Source organism: Citrobacter sp. C6_1 (assembly GCF_014596835.2).
In the GTDB taxonomy this organism is placed as follows: domain Bacteria; phylum Pseudomonadota; class Gammaproteobacteria; order Enterobacterales; family Enterobacteriaceae; genus Citrobacter; species Citrobacter pasteurii.
The window spans coordinates 1,432,160-1,451,315 of record NZ_CP115031.1; the positions used below are offsets into that span (position 1 = coordinate 1,432,160).

A 19,156-nucleotide genomic window follows, 5' to 3' on the forward strand; every position below is an offset into this window, starting at 1 on the left:
CAAACAGTCGCCACTCAGGTCTGTTTTTTCTGGTTTTTCTGCGGTTGTGCTTCCCGCTTTGCTTGCAACCGGGCTTCTTCCTTGCGTTTATTGCTCATATCGTTGCGGATCTGCGCGTGGCTCATCAGCGCAAAGATAAACGTCCCGCCACAGATATTCCCGGCCAGTGTCGGCAAGGCAAAAGGCCAGAAAAAGTCGCCCCAGTGCAGTGTGCCAGTAAAGACCAGATAGAGAATTTCAACTGAACCCACGACGATATGTGTGGTATCGCCTAAGGCAATCAGCCAGGTCATCAGGACAATGACGACAATCTTTGCGGCTCCGGCGGCGGGAAACATCCAGACCATTGTGGCAATCAACCAGCCGGAGACAATGGCATTGGCAAACATCTCCGTCGGGCTATTTTTCATAACATCCATGCCTATTTTGACGAAAGCGTCGCGGGTCGCCTCATCAAAAATCGGCATGTATTCAAACGCCCATGCCGCAATTCCGGTGCCGAGAATATTACCCAGTAGTACTACGCTCCACAGACGCATCAACAGACCAAAATTGCCGAGGGTAGGGTTTTGCATAACGGGTAAGACGGCGGTGACGGTATTTTCCGTAAAGAGCTGTTGGCGGGCCATAATCACAATAATAAAGCCGAAGGTATAACCAAGATTCTCCAGCAAAAATCCGCCGGGAACACCCTCCAGTTGTACGTGAAAAATTCCCTTTGCCAGCAACGATGCACCCATTGACAGTCCGGCAGCGATGGCTGACCACAATAGCGCCATCGCGTCACGTTCCATCTCTTTTTCTCCGTCCTGGCGGATATGCTCGTGGATCGCCATTGCACGTGAGGGGAGCCTGTCCTCATTGAGCTCTATCTTTTTTCCGCTCCGCTTTTCTTCGCTTTCCACCTGGAGCTCGTCGCTGTGGCGATCAATCTTCTCTTTTTCGATGTCATTCATACCAGGATCCTGAATAAGCACGTATTGCTAAAGCGTAGCGGTTTTTATTTGAAGGCTGGTGGATAAAGTCTGAAATCGCAAAAATGGTAACGCATGTTTTTATTGGCTTCGTTAAAATGAACCATCACTGTGTCTGTATTACCAGGCTATGATCAAATCAGTAAGTTAGGGCATATAGACATCGATTGACGTGCTGTTACAATCGCTCACATCTAATCAGGCGGATACATCATCGTTCCGTCATGGATGGCAATCAGCGATAGCCATAATACACAGGGAGACACTTATGAAGCTTCGCCTGTCGGCGCTTGCGCTGGGAACCACACTTTTGGTGGGGTGTGCGAGCTCCGGTACTGAACAGCAGGGGCGTTCGGACCCATTTGAAGGGTTCAACCGCACCATGTACAACTTCAACTTTAATGTGTTGGATCCATACGTTGTTCGCCCGGTGGCTGTAGCCTGGCGTGATTATGTTCCGCAGCCGGCCCGTAATGGTTTGAGCAACTTTACTGGCAACCTTGAAGAACCGGCTGTCATGGTTAACTATTTCCTGCAAGGCGATCCCTATCAGGGGATGGTGCATTTTACCCGTTTCTTCCTCAACACCTTGTTAGGTATGGGCGGGTTTATTGATGTGGCGGGGATGGCGAATCCGAAGTTGCAGCGTGTTGAACCACACCGCTTCGGCAGCACATTAGGCCATTATGATGTCGGTTACGGTCCATATATGCAGCTTCCGTTCTACGGCAGCTTCACGCTGCGTGATGATGGCGGCGATATGGTGGATACGCTGTATCCGGTTCTGTCCTGGTTAACCTGGCCGTTGTCGATAGGTAAATGGACGGTTGAAGGAATTGAAACGCGTGCGCAACTGCTCGATTCTGACGGTCTGCTGCGTCAATCCTCAGATCCTTACATCATGGTGCGTGAAGCTTACTTCCAGCGCCATGACTTTATTGCGAATGGCGGTAAACTCAAACCAGAAGAAAACCCGAACGCAAAAGATATTCAGGATGAGTTAAAAGAGATCGATTCTGAGTAAGGAATTGAAGCAAATAAAAAGGTGAGCTAAAAAGCTCACCTTTTTTACGTTTGATGAAAATCAGAATGCGTAGTTCAGGTTCATACCGTACAGCCAGGCTTTCCCTTCTGATTCGAAGGAGTATGGGCCTTCTTCGAATTTCACTTTCTGACCGTGCATATAAGAAATGCCGACATCCAATGAAGCATCTTTATTAAACGCGTAGGTTGTACCCGCACTCAGCCAGAAGCGATCCTGATCCGGAATAGAGATGGAACGGCGGTTAGCTGGAACCGGGCTATCATCGAAGGCGATACCGGTACGGAATGTCCAGGTATCATCGTAGTAGTAGGTAGTACCCAGCGCGATGCGGTAAGAGTCTTTGAAACCTTCTTCTTTATAGAACAGCGTCTGGCCGTTGCTGCCTTTCGCTTTAAGCTCCTGGAACTGACTCCAACTGGTATATGCCATGCTGTAGTGAACCGCCCACTGTGGCGCAACGCGGTTATAACCTGAGAACTCCCACATTTCTGGCAGATTCAGATCAAGTGATCCGTCGATTGTGTTGCCGTTAGTGCCAGCAGGCAGGCTAGCGAACACCGGGCGCAACTGCGCAGGAATACGGTCCATTGATGGCAGGCTGCTGCGGTAATCACCGTCGAAGTCAACTTTTACTTCCGAACGGTAGGTGAAACCGTAACGGTTATCTTTATCCACTTCATAAAGAATACCGGCGTTCCAGCCGAAGCCCCATTCGTCACCCTTCAGGCGCGCAATCTGCGTATCTGCCGGGTATTGTGCGGCCAGTGCGGGAGGAACCCGGCCACCAGAGCCTGCAACGATCTGCTGCGGCAGATCGCCTGCATAACGCTCAAGCTTCGCTTTGGCATAGACGGCGTTAAAACCGAGGCCGAAGCTAAAATGATTATTCAGACGGTAGGCGCCGCTCAGGTTTAAGTTCAGCGTTTCCAGATCGGTTTTTCCGCCCATCGAGCCGGCTGCATAATTATTGTTAAACTCCGTTGCCAGACCATAATTAGAGGTAACTGACGCCCCCCAACCAAACTGATCGTTAATCGGGGCAACAAAGTGCACGTTCGGTATCCAGGCGGTTGGGGCGATATTATCCTGGCTGGCGTCATTACCAATGCGCGAACGCCCGGAAATATCGACATCCGGGTCAACGAAAATCGCACCCGCAGAGAAAGTAGGGCGATCAAACATCATGATCAACGCAGGGTTACGACTGGCGTTACCAGCATCATCTGCAATAGCGCCTTCACCCGAATATGCCCGGCCAAGGCCAGAGGAAGAAAATTCGTTTAACTGAAAGCCTGCAGACCAGGCCTGTGTGGAGATAATTGCCACTGCGACTGCGAGAGCAGACTTTGTAAACAGGGTTTTCTGGCTCATGACCATAACCTCATAGATTTATTTTTATACAAACTATGTTACATGCCGTAACAGGAGCGCGAAGTGTAGGGTCTGAGGTACCACATAGAAATCAGACCAGTGGCGAGAGTATAGGTCTGACCAGCCAGAATGTTGCAAGTATGTTTATAAATATTTTCAATTCTGATCTAAGAAACGCGATCCAGCTGGCAAAATTGCGGGTGTACGCACTCACCTGTTTGGGCGATTTTTGTTTTAGATCATTTTTAAGTGTGATTTCTGTCACTTATCTCATTTCGCACAATTAACGACTGGAGAGGCGAATAATGGGAGCGTAAAATGTCCCTATCGTTTATCTGGCACCTCGGGTGCGAATACAGAGGAAATCTACAATGAGTAAATGCAGTGCTGATGAAACCCCGGTTTGCTGCTGTATGGATGTTGGCACCATCATGGACAACTCCGATTGCACCGCTTCCTACAGCCGCGTGTTCGCGAATCGCGCAGAGGCAGAAGAAACGCTGGCCGCTCTGACTGAGAAGGCACGTAGCGTGGAATCTGAACCTTGCAAAATCACCCCGACTTTCACTGAAGAGTCAGAGGGTGTGCGTCTGGATATCGATTTTGTTTTTGCCTGTGAAGCTGAAACGCTGATTTTCCAGCTGGGCCTGCGTTAATCCCTTCTGCTCATGCCCTTGCCACCTGGTGGCAAGGGCATTTTCGTAACAGTCAGTGACTATTCACTGTGTCATAGCTCTCACTTTCTTTTCTCCCCGCTTGGCTAAATGTAAAAAATTGGTTAAGACTGTGATCAGGTCAGACCACTTATTATTATTTTTTACAGGGGAGTGTTATGAGTCAGGCTTTACCGCTGGTTACCCGCCAGGGCGACCGTATCGCCATCGTGAGCGGATTGCGTACGCCATTTGCTCGTCAGGCTACCGCGTTTCATGGCATTCCCGCCGTTGATTTGGGAAAAATGGTTGTTGGTGAATTGCTGGCCCGCAGCGAAATACCTGCTGATGTGATTGAACAGCTGGTTTTTGGCCAGGTGGTGCAAATGCCGGAAGCCCCCAACATTGCCCGGGAAATCGTTCTGGGAACCGGGATGAATGTGCATACAGATGCTTACAGCGTAAGCCGGGCTTGTGCAACCAGCTTTCAGGCCGTGGCGAATGTCGCTGAAAGCCTGATGGTCGGTACTATTCGAGCTGGGATTGCCGGTGGCGCAGACTCCTCTTCCGTTCTGCCTATTGGCGTCAGCAAAAAGCTGGCGCGAGTACTGGTGGATGTCAATAAAGCCCGCACAACCGGGCAACGTCTGAAGCTCTTTGCCCGGCTACGCTTGCGCGACCTGATGCCTGTGCCACCTGCAGTGGCTGAATATTCCACCGGTTTACGCATGGGAGATACCGCCGAGCAAATGGCTAAAACTTATGGCATCACGCGTGAGCAGCAGGATGCGCTGGCGCACCGTTCTCATCAGCGAGCAGCTCAGGCGTGGGCTGAAGGAAAACTGGCAGATGAGGTGATGACGACCTACATCCCCCCCTTTAAAGATCCTTTTTCAGAAGATAACAATATTCGTGGTAACTCTACGCTGGCGGATTACGCCAAACTGCGTCCGGCATTTGACAGAAAACACGGTACCGTTACCGCGGCCAACAGCACCCCGCTGACGGATGGCGCAGCCGCCGTGATTATGATGACGGAGTCGCGCGCGAAAGAACTGGGGCTGGTGCCGCTGGGATACCTGCGTAGTTTTGCCTTCACCGGCATCGATGTCTGGCAGGACATGCTGCTGGGGCCGGCGTGGTCGACACCGCTTGCCCTGGAGCGCGCAGGGTTAACCATGGCGGATTTAACGCTTATTGATATGCATGAAGCCTTTGCCGCACAAACGCTGGCGAACCTCCAGTTGCTGGGCAGCGAGCGTTTTGCCCGCGAAGTGCTTGGGCGCTCCCACGCCACTGGCGAAGTCGATGACAGTAAATTTAACGTGCTGGGTGGCTCAATTGCCTATGGGCACCCATTCGCCGCCACCGGTGCACGCATGATCACTCAAACCCTCCATGAACTACGCCGTCGTGGCGGTGGGTTTGGTTTAGTGACAGCCTGTGCGGCGGGTGGTCTGGGTGCGGCAATGGTTCTGGAGGCAGAATAATGGAAATGACATCGGCTTTTACGCTCAACGTGCGTCTGGATAACGTCGCCGTTGTCTCCATTGATGTGCCCGGCGAGAAAATGAATACCCTGAAAGCGGAGTTCGCTTCCCAGGTTCGGGCCATTCTGAAACAAATTCGCGACAACAAAGCATTGCGCGGCGTGGTGTTTATTTCGGCGAAACCCGATAACTTTATCGCCGGGGCGGATATCAACATGATTGGTAGTTGTCGCAGCGCACAGGAAGCTGAAACGCTGGCCCGTCAGGGGCAGCAGATCATGGCGGAAATTAATGCATTGCCGATCCCGGTTGTTGCCGCTATTCATGGTGCCTGTCTGGGCGGTGGCCTGGAAATGGCACTGGCGTGCCACAACCGTATTTGTACCGATGATGCTAAAACCGTGCTGGGTTTACCGGAAGTGCAGTTAGGCCTGCTTCCCGGTTCCGGTGGCACCCAGCGATTGCCCCGCCTTATTGGTGTCAGTACTGCACTGGATATGATCCTGACAGGAAAACAGCTCCGGGCAAAACAGGCGCTAAAAGTGGGGTTGGTGGATGAAGTAGTACCACAGGCCATTTTGCTGGAAGCGGCTGTAGAACTGGCCAAAAAAGACAGTTCGGCGCACCGGGTTCTGCCCGTACGTGAACGCGTGTTGGCGGGGCCGCTGGGACGTGCGCTGCTGTTTCGTATGGTCAGTAAAAAGACGGCGCAAAAAACGCTGGGCAACTACCCTGCGACGGATCGTATTCTTGAGGTCATCGAAACCGGTCTCGCGCAGGGCAGCAGCAGCGGCTATGAGGCGGAAGCCCGCGCGTTTGGCGAGCTGGCGATGACTTCGCAGTCTAAGGCGCTACGGAACATCTTTTTTGCCAACACCGACGTGAAAAAAGATCCCGGTAGCGAAGCGAAGCCCGGCCCGCTGAATAGCGTCGGTATTTTGGGCGGTGGCCTGATGGGCGGCGGTATTGCTTACGTCACGGCCTGTAAAGGTGGCTTGCCGGTGCGCATCAAAGATATTAACGCTAAGGGAATCAACCACGCGCTGAAGTACAGCTGGGAGCAGCTTGAAACGAAGGTTCGCCGCCGTCATATTAAAGCGAGCGAGCGTGATAAACAGCTGGCGCTGATTTCGGGAACCACCGATTATCGCGGTTTTGCTCATCGCGATCTGATTATTGAAGCGGTATTCGAAGATCTGTCATTAAAACAACAGATGGTGGCAGAAATTGAGCAGAACTGTGCCACTCATACCATTTTTGCGTCTAACACCTCGTCTTTGCCAATTGGCGATATTGCGGCGAACGCAGCCAGACCTGAACAGGTAATTGGTCTGCACTTCTTTAGCCCGGTAGAAAAAATGCCACTTGTGGAAGTGATTCCGCATGCAACAACCTCTGAGCAGACGATTGCCACAACCGTTAAGTTAGCGAAAAAACAAGGCAAAACGCCGATTGTTGTCCAGGATAAGGCTGGTTTTTACGTTAACCGTATTTTAGCGCCTTACATCAACGAAGCGATTCGCATGCTGACTGAAGGCGAACGTGTCGACACGATTGATGCCGCGCTGGTTAAGTTTGGTTTTCCGGTAGGGCCAATCCAACTTTTGGATGAGGTCGGAATTGATACGGGCACTAAAATTATACCAGTGCTTGAGGCCGCCTATGGAGAACGTTTTAGCGCGCCTGCAAATGTTGTTGCTTCAATTTTGAATGACGATCGCAAAGGCAGAAAAAATGGTCGGGGTTTCTATCTTTATGGCGCGAAAGGGCGTAAAAGCAAAAAACAGGTCGACCCCGCAATTTATACGCTTATTGGCGTCCAGGGTCAGGGCCAACTCGCAGCCCAGCAAATTGCAGAGCGGTGTGTCATGTTAATGCTTAACGAAGCAGCACGCTGTTTTGGTGAGCAGGTCGTCCGCAGCGCACGTGATGGTGATATCGGCGCTGTATTTGGTATTGGTTTTCCGCCATTCCTCGGCGGCCCGTTCCGGTATATGGATTCTCTCGGTGCGGGTGAAGTGGTTGCGGTTCTGCAACGACTGTCCACGCAATATGGTTCACGGTTTACACCGTGTGAACAGTTATTGCAGATGGCGGAACGTGGTGAAAGATTCTGGGATATCGGGGAAACTGACCTGAATTCATGAGGTCAAAGGTAGGATGAATCCGCACTGAATGTATGGGTCGCGCTCAAAATGTAAACAGAGATTGACTATACTTACGCCGTTGAGGTAAAAAACAGCGTTTCATTCGGTGAATGGATAAGGCACAATGCCGGCCACCACATCGTTACCACGGTCAATAGGGGCTGTGAATAAAGGTGTTGGTGATTCTGGTTAACAAAAGCGGTGCAATATGCAAGTTTTTATCATGCGTCACGGCGACGCGGCCCTCGATGCCGCCAGTGATTCGGTTCGTCCTTTAACCTCTTGTGGTTGTGACGAATCTCGCCTGATGGCGAACTGGCTTAAAGGTCAAAAAGTGGATATCGAACGTGTTCTGGTGAGCCCGTTCCTACGAGCCGAACAGACGCTGGACGTGGTGGGAGAGTGTATGAACCTGCCAGCCGGTGTGGATGTTTTGCCGGAGCTGACTCCCTGCGGCGATGTCGGTCTGGTCAGTGCCTATTTACAGGCTCTGGCCAATGAAGGTATCGCCACGGCACTGGTTATCTCTCACTTGCCTTTAGTGGGGTATCTGGTGTCTGAGCTTTGCCCAGGTGAAACACCGCCGATGTTTACCACATCAGCGATTGCCAGCGTAACGCTTGATGAGAGCGGGAAGGGTACTTTTAACTGGCAGATGAGCCCGTGTAACCTGAAAATGGCAAAAGCGATTTGAAAAGGTTGGTATCGGATAAGGCACAGCTGCCATCCGGAAAATCAAAGAGCCGCAAATGCGGCTCTTTCTGTTTCCTGCATCAGGGGAGTTCAGGCGGCAACCACTCTTCCACTTCGATCAGTACCAGCAGCGCGGCATCGCCACCGTACTCTTTCGGTGCCTGATGGAAGGCCATCACATGCGGATGTTGTGCCAGCCAGAGCGGTGTTTGCTGCTTAAGAATATGCTTCCCGTGGCCATGCATTACGCAGGCGCAAAACACATGCTCACGACGACAGGCGGCAATCAGCGCGCCTAACTCCTGTTTGGCCTGCTGCTGGGTCAGCCCATGCAGATCGAGAAACAGCTCCGGGGAGTAATCACCACGGCGCATTTTCTTCAGTTCGAAATGGCTGACGTCGGCACGCAGGTATCTTACCGGGCCGTCCGTATTCAGCAGCGGCTGAAACTCATCCGAGAAATAGTGGCTGGCATCAGCCTGCTCCTGTAGCAGTCTTTTAACCGGAACCTCGGCAATTTTTTTACGTGGCGGCCGATGAACAATAGTGTCCTGCTTAATTTGCCGGGTGCCGGTCATCAGCTGGCGAAACAGCGTCTGATCCTCCTCGCTGAGCGATGTTTTCTTTTTCATTCGAGTGTCTCATCTTTTATTTTCCCTTAGTTTAACCCGACTCGACGGGCATCCGATCGCTTAAAACGCAATTTTCGCGCTCAGGCTCCGCGTGAATGCTGATTTATCGCCGTCTTCGTGGCAAACTAGCCGCCGAATTTAATGCGAGCATGCCCTGGAGAAATACGTGGATAAAATTTTCGTCGATGAAGCCGTGAGTGAACTGCATACCATTCAGGACATGTTGCGTTGGGCGGTCAGCCGTTTTAGCGCGGCGAATATCTGGTATGGGCATGGCACGGATAACCCATGGGACGAGGCCGTACAGCTGGTGCTGCCGTCGCTTTATTTGCCGCTGGATATCCCAGAAGATATGCGCACTGCGCGTCTGACCTCCAGCGAGCGCCATCGTATTGTTGAACGCGTGATTCGCCGCGTCAACGAGCGTATTCCGGTGGCTTACCTGACCAACAAAGCCTGGTTCTGCGGGCATGAATTCTATGTTGATGAGCGCGTGCTGGTTCCGCGTTCACCGATTGGCGAGCTTATCAATAACCGCTTTGCGGGCCTGATTAATGAGCAGCCGCAGCATATCCTCGATATGTGCACCGGCAGCGGCTGTATTGCTATCGCCTGCGCGTATGCCTTCCCGGAAGCCGAAGTTGATGCGGTGGATATCTCCACTGACGCGCTGGCGGTGACCGAACACAATATTGAAGAGCACGGCCTGATTCATCACGTCACGCCAATCCGTTCCGACCTGTTCCGCGATCTGGTGAAAATCCAGTATGACCTGATTGTCACTAACCCGCCGTATGTTGATGCGGAAGACATGTCGGACCTGCCGAATGAATACCGTCATGAGCCTGAACTGGGTCTGGCATCCGGTAGTGATGGACTGAAGCTGACTCGCCGCATTTTGGGTAACGCCCCGGACTACCTGTCAGATAACGGTATTCTGATTTGTGAAGTCGGAAACAGCATGGTACATCTGATAGAGCAATACCCTGATGTGCCGTTTACCTGGCTGGAATTCGACAATGGTGGAGACGGTGTATTCATGCTGACCAAAGAGCAGTTAGTTGCTGCTCGTGAGCACTTCAGCATTTATAAAGACTAACTACACGCGCACGCACATACACAACACGCATAACGGAGCCGTGATGGCAGGAAACACAATTGGGCAACTCTTTCGCGTAACCACTTTCGGCGAATCACACGGGCTGGCGCTCGGTTGTATTGTCGATGGTGTTCCGCCGGGCATTTCTCTGACAGAAGCTGACCTGCAGCACGATCTCGACAGACGTCGTCCTGGTACTTCACGTTACACTACGCAGCGCCGTGAGCCGGATCAGGTGAAGATCCTCTCCGGCGTGTTCGAGGGCGTCACTACCGGTACGAGTATTGGCCTGCTGATCGAAAATACCGATCAACGTTCACAGGATTATGGCGCCATCAAGGATGTTTTCCGTCCAGGACACGCTGACTATACCTATGAGCAGAAATATGGCCTGCGCGACTACCGTGGCGGCGGACGTTCATCCGCGCGTGAAACGGCGATGCGCGTTGCGGCTGGCGCGATTGCCAAAAAATATCTGGCGGAAAAATTCGGCGTTGAAATTCGCGGCTGTCTGACGCAGATGGGTGATATTCCGCTGGAGATTAAAGACTGGTCCCAGGTGGAACTTAACCCGTTCTTTTGTCCGGACCCGGATAAACTCGAAGCGCTGGACGAACTGATGCGCGGGCTGAAGAAAGAGGGCGACTCCATCGGGGCAAAAGTGACCGTTGTTGCAAGCGGAGTACCTGCGGGTCTCGGCGAACCTGTATTCGATCGTCTGGATGCCGACATCGCCCATGCGCTGATGAGCATTAACGCCGTTAAGGGCGTTGAGATTGGCGACGGATTTGACGTTGTAGCGCTGCGCGGCAGTCAGAACCGCGATGAAATCACCAAAGAAGGTTTCCAGAGTAACCATGCGGGCGGCATTCTGGGGGGGATCAGCAGTGGGCAACAAATTGTTGCGCATATGGCGCTGAAACCGACGTCCAGTATTACCGTTCCTGGTCGCACCATTAATCGCTTTGGTGAAGAAGTCGACATGATCACGAAAGGTCGTCACGATCCGTGTGTTGGGATCCGCGCAGTGCCGATCGCCGAAGCAATGCTGGCGATCGTGTTGATGGATCACCTGTTGCGTCAGCGGGCGCAAAATGCGGATGTGAAGACCGATATTCCACGCTGGTAAAAATGAAAAAAACGGCACTTGCGGCGCTGGCTCTGTTTGCCAGTACCGCCTGTCTGGCGGCGACGCCCTGGCAGAAAATTACCCATCCGGTTACAGGCAGCGCGCAGTCTATCGGCGCGTTTTCCAATGGCTGTATTGTTGGCGCAGATACGCTGCCTGTACAGTCAGAACACTATCAGGTGATGCGCACCGATCAGCGTCGTTACTTTGGTCATCCGGATCTGGTGATGTTTATCCAGCGTCTGAGTAATCAGGCCAATAATTTGGGGCTGGGCACGGTGTTAATTGGTGATATGGGCATGCCAGCCGGTGGGCGATTCAATGGCGGTCACGCCAGCCACCAGACGGGACTGGATGTGGATATTTTCCTGCAACTGCCGAAAACGCGCTGGACCCAGTCACAACTGCTGCGGCCGCAGGCGTTAGATCTGGTCTCACAGGACGGCAAACGTGTTGTGCCATCACTGTGGAAACCGGAGATTTTCAGCCTGGTAAGGCTGGCGGCAAAAGATAATGAAGTAACGCGTATTTTCGTGAATCCGGCGATTAAGCAACAACTTTGTCTGGATGCAGGGACCGACAGGGACTGGTTGCGTAAAGTGCGGCCGTGGTTCCAGCACCGTGCGCATATGCACGTCCGGTTACGTTGTCCTGCTGATAGCCTTGAGTGCGAAGATCAACCGTTACCGCCACCGGGTGACGGCTGTGGCGCAGAGCTGCAAAGCTGGTTCGAACCTCCAAAACCTGGAACCACCAAGCCTGAGAAGAAGACACCGCCGCCGTTGCCGCCTTCCTGCCAGGCGCTACTGGACGAGCATGTACTCTAATGGATCATTTTGCCTCTCTGTTTATGGTGACGCCACTGCTGTTAGGTGTGCTTTTTTTTGTGGCGATGCTGGCAGGTTTTATTGATTCTCTGGCCGGAGGCGGTGGTTTACTCACCATCCCGGCATTGATGGCGGCCGGGATGCCACCTGAGCAAGCTCTGGCCACCAATAAATTGCAGGCCTGCGGGGGGTCTATCTCTTCCTCCCTCTATTTCATTCGCCGGGGAGTGGTTAATCTGGCGGATCAGAAGCTCAATATCTTCATGACGTTTGTCGGATCAATGAGCGGCGCGCTATTGGTTCAGCACGTGCAGTCAGACATTTTGCGCCAGATCCTGCCAGTACTGGTTATCTGTATTGGCCTTTACTTTCTGTTAATGCCGAAAGTGGGCGAAGAAGATCGGCAGCGTCGACTGCACGGATTGCCTTTCGCGCTGGTGGCCGGGGGCTGCGTCGGCTTTTACGATGGCTTTTTTGGCCCGGCGGCGGGGTCGTTCTACGCGCTGGCCTTTGTCATGCTGTGTGGCTATAACCTGGCGAAATCGACGGCCCACGCCAAAGTATTAAATGCCACTTCGAATATCGGTGGGCTGCTGTTGTTTGCTCTCGGCGGCAAAGTGATTTGGGCGACCGGATTTGTGATGCTCATTGGCCAGTTTATTGGCGCACGGATGGGCTCACGGCTGGTGCTCAGCAAAGGACAAAAACTCATTCGGCCAATGATTGTCATCGTCTCCGCCGTGATGAGTGCCAAGCTACTTTATGATAATCATGGACAGGAGATTCTCCACTGGCTGGGGATGAACTAATGAATAATACCCATCACTACGAACAGTTAATTGAGATTTTTAACGGCTGTTTTGCCGATGAATTTAATACCCGTCTGATTAAAGGCGACGACGAACCGATCTATCTTCCTGCTGATGCGGAATTACCGTATCACCGTATCGTTTTTGCGCATGGTTATTACGCCAGCGCGTTACACGAAATCTCACACTGGTGCATCGCCGGTAAGGCGCGTCGTGAGCTGGTCGATTTCGGTTACTGGTACTGCCCCGATGGGCGCGACGCGAAGACGCAATGCCAGTTTGAAGATGTGGAAGTGAAGCCGCAGGCGTTTGACTGGCTGTTTTGCATGGCGGCGGGCTACCCGTTTAACGTCAGTTGCGACAACCTGGAAGGGGACTTTGAACCGGATCGCGTGGTATTCCAGCGCCGTGTTCATGCCCAGGTGATGGAGTATCTGGATAAGGGGATCCCCGAACGCCCGGCGCGTTTCATTAACGCACTACAGAATTATTATCACACGCCTGAACTTAAGGCGGAACAATTCCCGTGGCCCGAAGCGCTCAACTGACGCCTATGCCACGTTTACAATGAGGAAAGAAGATGATCGCGGAGTTTGAATCACGCATTCTGGCATTAATCGACGATATGGTAGAGCACGCCAGCGATGATGAGTTGTTTGCCAGTGGTTATTTGCGTGGGCACCTGACGCTGGCCGTTGCTGAACTGGACGGTGGTGAGGACCATTCCGCTGAGGCATTGTACGCCAATGTGACCAGCAGTCTGGAGAAAGCCATCAGCGCGGGCGAACTCTCGCCGCGTGACCAGGCGTTAGTGAAAGAGATGTGGGACACTTTGTTCCAGAAGGCGACAAAATAATAATTGCAGGAGATTGTGCCGGATGGCGACACGGAGGTGTCTTATCCGGCCCACGTGGGCGGGTGTTTGTAGGCCTGATAAGCGTAGCGCCATCAGGCAATGATCGGATGACCCCCCATCCTTTTATTTCACCGTTTTACCCTTCAATAACTTCCGTACCCACAGACGATTCGGATTCAGCGCCGCCAGCGTGCTGGCATCCATGGGAATAGGTTCATCGCTCATTTGCGCGGCCAGAATTTCTGCACATAGCGGGGCAGAACATAGCCCACGTGACCCTAGCGCGCCCAACATGAACAAATCCGGGTATACCGGTGCGCTTAAAGCATGCTCTTTGTCTTCTGCAAGCCGGGCATACTGATCGAGTGTGGTGTTATAGTCCGGCACATTACCGACCATCGGTAAATGATCGCGCGTGGCACAACGGACGCCGCAACGGGCAGCATTATCACTGACATTCACTTCTTTTGCCCATGCCGCAGCCGGCAAGCAGTCGATCAAACGTTGACGGTTTTGTCGCTGGTCATCATGACGGAACGACGTCTCTTCAGAACCCCGATGATAGCTGGCGCCAATACAGTGCTGCTGATTTTCCGGGTTTTGCGGGGTAAGGTAGCCGTCGTAGCACAGAACCTGACGTAGTGCGGAAAGCGAAGGCGTCGTGGGAATGTGACTTACCTGACCGCCAACGGAATACACCGGTAGTGACTGAGTCTGTTCAAAACGGTGAATACAATGCCCATTTGCCAGAACCACGACCTCATGTGTTGCCGTTTTTCCACTGGCGAACTGCAGCTGCCAGCTGGCGGTTTGATGAGCAAGTGAGGTCAGTGTGTGTTGGTAGTGGGTACGTAACCCAAGCGTTGTCGCATAGTCAAGAACGGCAGTGGTAAGCTGTGCCGGACACAGCCATCCGCCGGCCGGGTACTGGATGCCATCACATTCGGTTGCTACGCCTGTTGTTTGCAAAATTTGATCTGCGTCTACCCCGACGGCGAGCGCCCTGGGGAGTTCAAGTGATAGCATTTGGCTGATTTTCTGCTGGCTTTTCTCATCCCAGGCGAGCTGTGTTACGCCACACCAGTCATGGGCAAAATTAACGGGTAGTGCGTCGTACAGGCGACGAGCAAAGGTAAATGCGGTAGGGAAGAAAAGCGTAATCGCCACATCATGTTTACTGAGCAACGGATAGAGTGCGCCCTGACGATTGCCGGAAGCACCCTGCGCAGGTTTATCGTCAGCGCAGTAGAGCGTGACCTGCCAGCCTCTACGCAGTAGCGCCAGAGACAGTAATGCACTGGCAATACCACCGCCAATAATGGCCGCTTCACGTTTCTCCGTTCCTGTACGCAAAAACCACGGGGCTGATGAAGGGGGCGTCATCGTCTGTTCCATCACGCCACACAGCATTTCACGTTTACGACCAAAACCTTTGCACTTCTGCATTGTAAATCCGGCTTCCTGCAATCCCCGGCGTACAAAACCAGCCGAAGTGAAAGTTGCCAGCGTACCACCTGGTCGGGCCAGTCTGGCCATGGCGTTAAAGAGTGTTGGCGTCCACATATCCGGATTTTTTGCCGGGGCGAAGCCGTCCAGGAACCAGGCATCAACCTGTTGGTTCAGGGACTCGTCCAGCTTATCGGTGAGTTCGTTGATGTCGCCGAACCACAGATCCAGAGTAACCCGCCCCTCATCAAGCAGTAGACGATGGCAACCCGCCAGCGGCAGTGGCCACTGTGCCTGGAGTTGCTCTGCCCACGACGCCAGTTCCGGCCAGCGCTGATGCGCTAATGTCAGATCCTCACGCGTCAGCGGAAATTTTTCAAAACTGATGAAATGTAATCTTTCCAGGATAGCTTCAGGGTGGGTAGCGCGAAAGGCGGCGAATGCCTGCCAGAGCGTGAGGAAGTTAAGTCCGGTGCCAAAGCCACTTTCTGCCACCACGAACACCGGGCGTGGGTGCACAGGAAAACGTTCGGCGAGGTGGTTGCCGCCAAGGAAGACGTAACGTGTCTCTTCCAGCCCGTTATCATTGGAAAAATAGACATCGTCAAAATCTCGGGAAACAGGTGTACCCTCAGCGTTGAATTCAAGGTTGGCAGGTTGTATTGCGTATTGTTTCACGTAAGTTACTCGTCTGGCAGGCTGTGCCCCGATCTTAACGAGGAGTGCCTGGCTGCGCAAATTTCCACATTAAATGGCTGATCGGACTTGTTCGGCGTACAAGTGTACGCTATTGTGCCACTCGAAACTTTAAAATAGTGCGACTTACAGAGGTATTGAATGAAACGTGCAGTGATTACTGGCTTGGGCATCGTTTCCAGCATCGGTAATAACCAGCAGGAAGTCCTGGCATCTCTGCGTGAAGGACGTTCAGGGATCACTTTCTCTCAGGAGCTGAAGGACTCCGGCATGCGTAGCCACGTTTGGGGCAACGTAAAACTGGATACCACTGGCCTCATTGACCGCAAAGTAGTGCGCTTTATGAGCGACGCATCCATCTATGCTTTCCTTTCTATGGAGCAGGCAGTGGCTGATGCCGGCCTGGCTGCAGAAGATTACCAGAACAATCCGCGCGTTGGCCTGATTGCAGGTTCCGGCGGCGGCTCCCCGCGTTTTCAGGTATTCGGCGCTGACGCAATGCGCAGCCCGCGCGGTCTGAAAGCGGTTGGCCCGTATGTGGTCACCAAAGCGATGGCATCCGGCGTTTCTGCCTGCCTCGCGACACCGTTCAAAATCCACGGCGTCAACTACTCCATCAGCTCTGCCTGTGCAACTTCTGCACACTGTATCGGCAACGCTGTTGAACAAATTCAGTTGGGCAAGCAGGACATCGTTTTTGCAGGCGGCGGCGAAGAGTTGTGCTGGGAAATGGCGTGCGAGTTCGACGCAATGGGCGCGCTGTCTACCAAATATAACGACAACCCGTCTCAAGCTTCCCGTACTTATGATGCACACCGTGACGGTTTTGTTATCGCAGGCGGCGGCGGTATGGTTGTTGTCGAAGAACTGGAACACGCTCTGGCTCGTGGCGCGCACATCTATGCGGAAATCGTCGGTTACGGCGCAACGTCTGATGGCGCAGACATGGTTGCTCCGTCAGGTGAAGGTGCAGTTCGCTGCATGCAGATGGCGATGCACGGTGTTGATACCCCGATTGACTACCTGAACTCCCACGGTACTTCTACTCCGGTAGGCGACGTGAAGGAACTGGGCGCAATCCGCGAAGTCTTTGGCGATAACAGCCCGGCCATTTCTGCAACCAAAGCCATGACCGGTCACTCACTGGGTGCGGCTGGCGTTCAGGAAGCTATCTACTCTCTGCTGATGCTGGAACACGGTTTTATCGCGCCAAGCATCAACATTGAAGAGCTGGACGAGCAGGCTGCAGGTCTGAATATCGTGACTAAACCGACCGAGCAAGCGTTGACGACTGTTATGTCTAACAGCTTCGGTTTTGGCGGCACCAACGCCACGCTGGTTATGCGTAAGCTGAAAGCATAAGTCTCGGCTCATGCAGCACACGAAAGGGAGCCGTCAGGCTCCCTTTTTTACTTATTCATCTTTTCGTACTCCGGTGAGATCTCCGCAGACCATGCTTTCGCACGGGTAATATCCCCGGCACTGTAGATGGGCTGTTCATAATGATCGCTAATATTGCGAACGCGATAAATTTTCCAGCGCCTGTCTTCCCAACGCGTATACACTTCCAGCAGCATGGGGGTTTCGCCTGTCGGCCCACCTAATTGTACTTCCACCTTTTCGCCACCGAGAAAGGGTTGAGCCGCTCCAACCCGTAGCAGCGGGATCCATTCTGGGTCGTAATCCTGCACGTACATAAAGTAGTCAGAATCCAGTATTTCCTGCTCGTAAAGACTAGCAATCAGCGCCAGACGATTGATAACGTCTTTCGCTACATAGCGTTGCATGAGCGCGGACGTATCCCGATCTTGTGTGTATGCGGACATCCACGCGAGATAGAATTGTTGAACATCCTGAGTGCTGTCACGGTGGGATGAAGAACAGCCACAAAGTAACAAAACCACAGCAATCAACGAGAACGCTTTCATTACGGTTTCCTGTAAATAGTGTATGACGGTTTTGCCGCCCGATAGCCAGGCCCCGCCCACATATCACGTTGTCTAAAATCGGAGTACCACGCCTGACCGTCAAATATCGCCATATGCCCGCTTGGGTTTCCTCCTTCATAAGGCTGAATAATGACGACATCTCCTTCCCGGGGTTGTTCAAATGTGCCGATGGGGCTGAAACCGGCATTTTTTAGCATGGGGCCATAATCTTTAGCATGATAGGTATTCCCAAGAGTGATACCTCCAGCCTGAATGGCTTTGCGGGTAAATTCCGCGCAGCGTCCTTGAGAATGTGAACCCGCGTGTGATTTAGCGTGATTAACTGCTGTTGTTTTATTCCAGCTCATCATGACTCCTGTTAATGGAATATGTAATAAGTTCGTGTATTGCTTTAACAGGATTTAATCTGATGGAAATAGCCGATAGTGCTATTAATATCGTAAATATATTTGATTGAGATATTAATTAATCTGCTGTGTAAATTATGGATAATGTATTTATAATTGGTGATTATTCTTTGTAACGGCTTTTTTGGCTGATTTTGAGAGATAGCGTGACGGCCAAATTACGTCCGGCGTGGTTTCCAGCGCCTGTGCGATGAGCTGTTCTGCCCGGGGCCAACTGCGGGTAAATACATTACGCAGCGAGTCAGGAGATAAACCCGCCGCACGTGACAACTCTCTTAGTGTAATGCCTCTTTTTTCCAGTGCACTTTTAATATCTGCACGATGCCAGTCTTGGCTTTTTTGTTCCATTCTGTAATCCTAAGAAGATGTGTTATCGGCACCGATATTTTTCAGGTTGAAAATTAGAAAGACAAAAGAACGTTACTTTCTTTTTTGTCGTAGGAATATTGCCAGAATTAATTTGAAATTTCGCGAAAAAGAAAAAATATTTTTATTTCATCAGCAGAAAGGAAAGAAACTGATGGTAAAAGAGTGGTTCACGGTAAAGGAGTGTCTTGAATTACCGGGGTTTCCTGGAAGCGCACCCGCTGTACGCCTGCGCTTAAATACCTACAGTGCAGGGAAAGAGGGCGTTAAGCGTAAGCGTGCGAAATCTAAGGCCGAGGAATTTCATATTTCTGTGTTCCCACTGTATGTACGCTCGTATCTGAATGAAAATGAGAAAACAGAAGCATCAGATCGCAACATCGTGCAGGAAGCAGGACCCAAAGAGATTTGGGATATGATGTTCCTGCTCCTGACGCCGCAGCAGCGTGAACAGGTAACCGGGCGATTCAGAGCGAAAGGCATTGATGCGGTATTTCCCTTTTTGTTCGTAGAGAAGTCATCGCTTTGAAACGCACTGCTATGCTTTCACAGTTGACAGCCAGGGCC

General features: G+C 52.2%; 20 protein-coding genes. 13 read left to right on the forward strand and 7 right to left on the reverse strand.

Translation table 11 applies throughout. The features are described 5' to 3' along the window. Positions 1-14 precede the first annotated feature (14 nt). Positions 15-956 carry a formate/nitrite transporter family protein gene (locus IB196_RS06930; protein ID WP_005129767.1) on the reverse strand — a complete coding sequence of 314 codons (942 nt, stop codon included), beginning with the start codon at positions 954-956 and terminating at the stop codon, positions 15-17. 286 nt (positions 957-1,242) lie between these two features. Here IB196_RS06930 and mlaA point away from each other — a divergent pair, with 286 nt between their 5' ends. Further along, on the forward strand, positions 1,243-1,998 hold the full coding sequence (mlaA, locus tag IB196_RS06935; protein ID WP_005129765.1) for a phospholipid-binding lipoprotein MlaA: 756 nt from the start codon (positions 1,243-1,245) through the stop codon (positions 1,996-1,998). A gap of 60 nt (positions 1,999-2,058) precedes the next feature. Here the strand turns inward: mlaA and fadL are convergent, their stop codons facing one another. Further along, positions 2,059-3,390: a long-chain fatty acid transporter FadL gene (gene fadL / locus IB196_RS06940; protein WP_005129763.1), complete on the reverse strand. Its 1,332-nt coding sequence runs from the start codon at positions 3,388-3,390 to the stop codon at positions 2,059-2,061. A gap of 371 nt (positions 3,391-3,761) precedes the next feature. On the opposite strand from fadL, the gene IB196_RS06945 reads away from it, so the two are divergent. The 4 genes from IB196_RS06945 to sixA all read left to right on the forward strand — a co-directional run bounded on the left by IB196_RS06945 (position 3,762) and on the right by sixA (position 8,374). After that, a complete protein-coding gene (locus IB196_RS06945; protein ID WP_005129756.1) occupies positions 3,762-4,046 on the forward strand; it encodes a YfcZ/YiiS family protein in 285 nt (94 codons plus the stop codon). Between the two features lie 176 nt (positions 4,047-4,222). After that, a complete protein-coding gene (fadI, locus tag IB196_RS06950; RefSeq protein WP_040231385.1) occupies positions 4,223-5,533 on the forward strand; it encodes an acetyl-CoA C-acyltransferase FadI in 1,311 nt (436 codons plus the stop codon). Further along, entirely contained in the window at positions 5,533-7,680 is a 2,148-nt protein-coding gene (gene fadJ, locus IB196_RS06955; protein WP_188232029.1) for a fatty acid oxidation complex subunit alpha FadJ, read from the forward strand. Before fadI ends, fadJ begins: the two co-directional genes overlap by 1 nt. 208 nt (positions 7,681-7,888) lie before the next feature. Further along, positions 7,889-8,374, forward strand: coding sequence for a phosphohistidine phosphatase SixA (gene sixA, locus IB196_RS06960; protein WP_040231381.1), 486 nt, complete (start codon positions 7,889-7,891; stop codon positions 8,372-8,374). A 79-nt stretch (positions 8,375-8,453) separates the two neighbouring features. Here the strand turns inward: sixA and smrB are convergent, their stop codons facing one another. Next, positions 8,454-9,005, reverse strand: a complete 552-nt coding sequence (gene smrB / locus IB196_RS06965; RefSeq protein WP_040231380.1) for an endonuclease SmrB — start codon at positions 9,003-9,005, stop codon at positions 8,454-8,456. Between the two features lie 166 nt (positions 9,006-9,171). Between smrB and prmB the strand changes: the two genes are divergently transcribed. Genes prmB through IB196_RS06995 form a run of 6 tightly spaced genes read left to right on the forward strand, consistent with a single transcriptional unit; the run spans position 9,172 to position 13,725 of the window. Beyond that, entirely contained in the window at positions 9,172-10,104 is a 933-nt protein-coding gene (gene prmB / locus IB196_RS06970) for a 50S ribosomal protein L3 N(5)-glutamine methyltransferase (RefSeq protein WP_005129736.1), read from the forward strand. Between the two features lie 43 nt (positions 10,105-10,147). Beyond that, a complete protein-coding gene (gene aroC / locus IB196_RS06975; protein ID WP_188232030.1) occupies positions 10,148-11,233 on the forward strand; it encodes a chorismate synthase in 1,086 nt (361 codons plus the stop codon). A 2-nt stretch (positions 11,234-11,235) separates the two neighbouring features. After that, a complete protein-coding gene (mepA, locus tag IB196_RS06980) occupies positions 11,236-12,060 on the forward strand; it encodes a penicillin-insensitive murein endopeptidase (protein WP_188232031.1) in 825 nt (274 codons plus the stop codon). Continuing rightward, positions 12,060-12,869: a sulfite exporter TauE/SafE family protein gene (locus IB196_RS06985; protein WP_188232032.1), complete on the forward strand. Its 810-nt coding sequence runs from the start codon at positions 12,060-12,062 to the stop codon at positions 12,867-12,869. Before mepA ends, IB196_RS06985 begins: the two co-directional genes overlap by 1 nt. After that, complete coding sequence (locus IB196_RS06990) at positions 12,869-13,417, forward strand: elongation factor P hydroxylase (RefSeq protein ID WP_005129723.1); 549 nt, start codon at positions 12,869-12,871, stop codon at positions 13,415-13,417. Before IB196_RS06985 ends, IB196_RS06990 begins: the two co-directional genes overlap by 1 nt. 32 nt (positions 13,418-13,449) lie before the next feature. Then, positions 13,450-13,725 carry a YfcL family protein gene (locus IB196_RS06995; protein ID WP_005129722.1) on the forward strand — a complete coding sequence of 92 codons (276 nt, stop codon included), beginning with the start codon at positions 13,450-13,452 and terminating at the stop codon, positions 13,723-13,725. A 123-nt stretch (positions 13,726-13,848) separates the two neighbouring features. On the opposite strand, the gene mnmC is transcribed toward IB196_RS06995, so the two are convergent. Beyond that, positions 13,849-15,849, reverse strand: coding sequence for a bifunctional tRNA (5-methylaminomethyl-2-thiouridine)(34)-methyltransferase MnmD/FAD-dependent 5-carboxymethylaminomethyl-2-thiouridine(34) oxidoreductase MnmC (mnmC, locus tag IB196_RS07000; protein ID WP_040231375.1), 2,001 nt, complete (start codon positions 15,847-15,849; stop codon positions 13,849-13,851). Between the two features lie 159 nt (positions 15,850-16,008). Between mnmC and fabB the strand changes: the two genes are divergently transcribed. Next, positions 16,009-17,229 carry a beta-ketoacyl-ACP synthase I gene (fabB, locus tag IB196_RS07005; RefSeq protein WP_005129715.1) on the forward strand — a complete coding sequence of 407 codons (1,221 nt, stop codon included), beginning with the start codon at positions 16,009-16,011 and terminating at the stop codon, positions 17,227-17,229. Positions 17,230-17,276: 47 nt separating this feature from the next. Here fabB and IB196_RS07010 read toward each other — a convergent pair whose 3' ends face one another. The 3 genes from IB196_RS07010 to IB196_RS07020 all read right to left on the reverse strand — a co-directional run bounded on the left by IB196_RS07010 (position 17,277) and on the right by IB196_RS07020 (position 18,571). Next, entirely contained in the window at positions 17,277-17,795 is a 519-nt protein-coding gene (locus IB196_RS07010; RefSeq protein ID WP_005129713.1) for a YbjP/YqhG family protein, read from the reverse strand. Then, entirely contained in the window at positions 17,795-18,163 is a 369-nt protein-coding gene (locus tag IB196_RS07015; RefSeq protein WP_040231374.1) for an NlpC/P60 family protein, read from the reverse strand. The genes IB196_RS07010 and IB196_RS07015 overlap by 1 nt, the downstream gene beginning before the upstream one ends. Positions 18,164-18,313: 150 nt before the next feature. After that, positions 18,314-18,571 carry a helix-turn-helix domain-containing protein gene (locus IB196_RS07020; protein WP_005129710.1) on the reverse strand — a complete coding sequence of 86 codons (258 nt, stop codon included), beginning with the start codon at positions 18,569-18,571 and terminating at the stop codon, positions 18,314-18,316. Positions 18,572-18,743: 172 nt separating this feature from the next. Between IB196_RS07020 and IB196_RS07025 the strand changes: the two genes are divergently transcribed. Next, complete coding sequence (locus tag IB196_RS07025; protein ID WP_040231475.1) at positions 18,744-19,118, forward strand: bacteriophage protein; 375 nt, start codon at positions 18,744-18,746, stop codon at positions 19,116-19,118. Positions 19,119-19,156 lie beyond the last annotated feature (38 nt).